At 57.2% G+C, this 3,295-nt stretch carries 5 protein-coding genes; 1 reads left to right on the top strand and 4 read right to left on the bottom strand.

The features are described from left to right. Positions 1-1,416: class I tRNA ligase family protein (locus tag P792_RS0119430; protein ID WP_031241183.1), on the bottom strand; the 1,416-nt coding region annotated here is incomplete at its 3' end. Between the two features lie 212 nt (positions 1,417-1,628). Between P792_RS0119430 and P792_RS31540 the strand changes: the two genes are divergently transcribed. Beyond that, positions 1,629-2,054: a hypothetical protein gene (locus P792_RS31540; RefSeq protein WP_023979347.1), complete on the top strand. Its 426-nt coding sequence runs from the start codon at positions 1,629-1,631 to the stop codon at positions 2,052-2,054. Between the two features lie 44 nt (positions 2,055-2,098). Here P792_RS31540 and P792_RS31535 read toward each other — a convergent pair whose 3' ends face one another. From P792_RS31535 to P792_RS38945, 3 genes are all read right to left on the bottom strand, one after another. Beyond that, positions 2,099-2,311: a hypothetical protein gene (locus tag P792_RS31535; RefSeq protein ID WP_023979346.1), complete on the bottom strand. Its 213-nt coding sequence runs from the start codon at positions 2,309-2,311 to the stop codon at positions 2,099-2,101. Between the two features lie 95 nt (positions 2,312-2,406). Beyond that, the gene (locus P792_RS31530) at positions 2,407-2,829 is read right to left on the bottom strand and encodes a fosfomycin resistance glutathione transferase (RefSeq protein ID WP_023979345.1); all 423 of its coding nucleotides are present in this window, start codon (positions 2,827-2,829) and stop codon (positions 2,407-2,409) included. A gap of 37 nt (positions 2,830-2,866) precedes the next feature. Further along, on the bottom strand, positions 2,867-3,295 hold a 429-nt coding region (locus P792_RS38945), incomplete at its 5' end, for a riboflavin kinase (protein WP_035440184.1).

The raw sequence follows: 3,295 nt of genomic DNA, 5'->3' as shown, positions 1-3,295 counted from the left end.
GACATCTGCCAGCGCATCCAGCGCCTTACGACGCAGGGCCTGATCGCCATCCATGCGGATGAACCACTGCGGGGTGGCGCGGAAAATGATCGGCTTACGCGAGCGCCATGAATGCGGATAGGAGTGCACGATGCTCGACCGGGCCACGAGGCCCGCAGCGGCATCGCCATTGGCAGCCCAGCGCTGCGCCGCCTCGGTCAGGGCATTGCAGACCGGGTCAGCCGCCTTGAACACGTGGATACCGGCAAAATGGGGAACCCACGGCGCATAGGTGCCGTCATCCTGCACCAGTTCGGGCACTTCAATGCCGTATTGCCGTGTCAGCAGGAAGTCGTCCTGACCATGAGCCGGGGCCATGTGCACAAGGCCCGTACCGGCATCGGTCGTCACGAACTCGCCGGGCAGCATCGGCACATCGAATTCATAGCCACAGCCACGCAGCGGGTGGGCACAGATCGTGCCCTCGAGCGCCTCACCGGGCAGGGTGTAGAGAATGTGATGGTCCTGGATACCGGCCTGCTTGCAGAAATCGCTTACGCGCTCTTCGGCGACCAGAAAACGTGAGCCGGGAGCAACGAGGCTGTTCTCTTCCATGATGTCGGCACGCAGCACGACATAGGCAATTTCAGGCCCATAGGCGAGGGCGCGATTGGCCGGAATCGTCCAGGGCGTGGTGGTCCAGATAACCGCAGAAGCCCCCTGAAGAGCCTGACCGGGCGTCGGATCTGCCTCAATGGGGAAGGCCACATGGATCGTGGTGGAGGTGATGTCGTGATATTCGATCTCGGCTTCAGCGAGCGCTGTCTTCTCGACCGGGCTCCACATGACCGGGCGCAGGCCGCGATACAGTCCGCCATTCAGCAGGAACTTGCCGATCTCGCCCACGATGGCAGATTCGGATGAAAAATCCATGGTGGCGTAGCGGTTCTTCCACTCGCCCTGCACGCCCAGACGCTTGAATTCCTCGGCCTGGATGTCGAGCCAGCGACGCGCGTACTCGCGACATTCGGCGCGGAACTGCAGAACAGGCACATCGTCCTTGTTCTTGCCTGCCTTGCGGTATTCTTCCTCGACACGCCATTCGATCGGCAGACCGTGACAATCCCAGCCAGGCACATAGCGCACACGGGCGCCATTCATGCGCTGGGCACGGTTGATCACGTCCTTGTTGATCTTGTTCAGGGCGTGACCGATATGCAGGTGACCGTTTGCATAGGGCGGGCCATCATGCAGGGTGAAGACCGGCTTGCCTTTGCCTGCCTCGATAATGCTCTCATCCAGCCCCATCGACTCCCAGCGCGCCAGAATTTCCGGCTCACGTGTCGGCAGATTGCCACGCATCGGGAAGCTGGTACGGGGCAGAAAGACCGTGTCGCGATAACGGTCCTGAGGATCTTGGCTTTTGGAATCAGGCATTTTCGATCAATCGACGGAGTCAGGGAACCGGGAGTTATGCGAATAGGGAGGCTCGCGGGTCAAGTGCCGAGGTGCAATGCGGCGAGGATCGGGGCTGGATAACGGTCGGCGAAGGAATGGATCTGGCAACGATATACGCTGCCTTCACTGTCAGGAGGCATGTCATCAATCTGTATTTGATGTTACCATTACTGAAAATACGGGAAAATCCGATGAAGAACCTTATCCTGCTCGCTCTTTCAATCGTGTCGTGCCTGGCATGTACAGAGTCTCGTGCTGGAGAGTTCAAATTCGATACTGAAATCACGATTGCACAGATCGACAGGGTGGTTGCCGTTCTCAACAAAAAAGCACCCGATTATGAAAATGAGATGGAAACGATCACGGCGACCAGTCGGGACGGGCGGATTCTCGTTGAGGAAATCGAACTGACCCGGGAGGCTGACAACTGTATCCAGACGTTCTCCAGAGACAAGCTCAAGCAGCTTCTCTATGACGCGACGGCCAATCGTTACTGCAACACCAATCTGAAGTTTCTGATGGACGGAAATGTGTCGCTAAAACTGATCTTTTTCCTGCATGGCAAGGAGTTCTATCGCGTTCTCCAGACCCCGTTTTCATGCACGATCGTCAACTGACCAGGCGCACCCCGATCACAACCCCAGCCCGCTGCCTATCGGCCTTACGATCGGCGAATTCTCGTCGTCGGAAGGCCGGGCCCGGAACAGACGGCATCGAGTGTCGTGTCGATCTGCTCACCAAGTGAAGCGAGGTCCTGCCGCAGGAAATCGCGCAGGCGCATCAAGCGTGAAACGCTCTCACGGCGGCGGTTCTCTTTTTGGGCGATATGCTGTTCCATTGCCTGCATCTGATACATTTGCATCGCACCGAACATGACAGCCTCCCACGCCTCATTAACCGTGGGTAATCTATAACATCATGTCATGTGAGATAAAACATCTAAAACTTCACAAAAAAGGCAAGTCCACCTCAGGCCCTTCCTGTCAGGGTCATCGTCCAATGATCCCCGCCTGATGCGGCATGTAGCGATCGCAAACGGGTCAACAGTGATCCCACGTGGATTTCGAGCTTGTGACCGTCGGGATCGAGAAAATAGAGCGAATCGCCTTCGCTTCTGTTCTGCTTCCAGAGCGTTACCTTGCCGAGGAGCCTCTCACACATCGGGGTAAAACCTGCGGGCTCGACAGTGAAAGCCAGATGGGAGTCATCACGCCGGGAAATGGCTTGCGAGTCAGGCAGCAACTCAAGACAAAGCCAAAGGGAGCCAGCCTCGAGATACGCTCCCTTCTCCCATCTCTCACGAAGGGCGCAGCCAAGAAGATCGCGGTAAAACGGAATCGACCGATCGAGATCGCGAACACAGAGCGTGACGTGATTGATGCCCCTGATCAGACTTCTGTCAGACAAAATAAGGGTCTCGCGTGTTCGATCAAGGAAGAGCGGAAAGCACAAGACGTGCGCTTGCAGCATCCTCGGCAATCTGTGCCTTCAGTTCGTCAAGGCCGTTGAATCGACGCTCATCACGCAGAAGCTTGTGCAGACTGACCTCAAGCGTCTGACCGTAAAGATCTTCATTCAGGTCGAAAAGATGCGCTTCGAGCCGACTTTCCTGTCCGTCATTGATTGTCGGACGGCGGCCAATATTCGCGACACCCGGACTGATCCGTCCGTCAGGATGGTGCACTGTCACGGCATAAACACCACGTGCGGGCTCAACATGTCGTCCGAGGGGAATATTGGCCGTAGGAAAACCAAGAAGGCGCCCGCGTTTATCGCCATGGGCGACCTCGCCCCGGATGAACCATGACCGGCCCAGTTCCTCAGCGGCGCGCTCGGGGTAACCTTCCTGAAGCAGACG

Source organism: Asaia sp. SF2.1 (assembly GCF_000505765.1).
Taxonomy (GTDB): Bacteria; Pseudomonadota; Alphaproteobacteria; order Acetobacterales; family Acetobacteraceae; genus Asaia; species Asaia bogorensis.
This window is presented reverse-complemented; position numbering and strand designations above follow the sequence as displayed.

What these genes read in the sequence shown, in the direction of transcription:
- P792_RS31540 (WP_023979347.1), top strand. Translation starts at nt 1,629, where the DNA reads ATGAAGAACCTTATCCTGCTCGCTCTTTCAATCGTGTCGTGCCTGGCA.
- P792_RS31535 (WP_023979346.1), bottom strand. Translation starts at nt 2,311, where the DNA reads ATGTTCGGTGCGATGCAAATGTATCAGATGCAGGCAATGGAACAGCAT.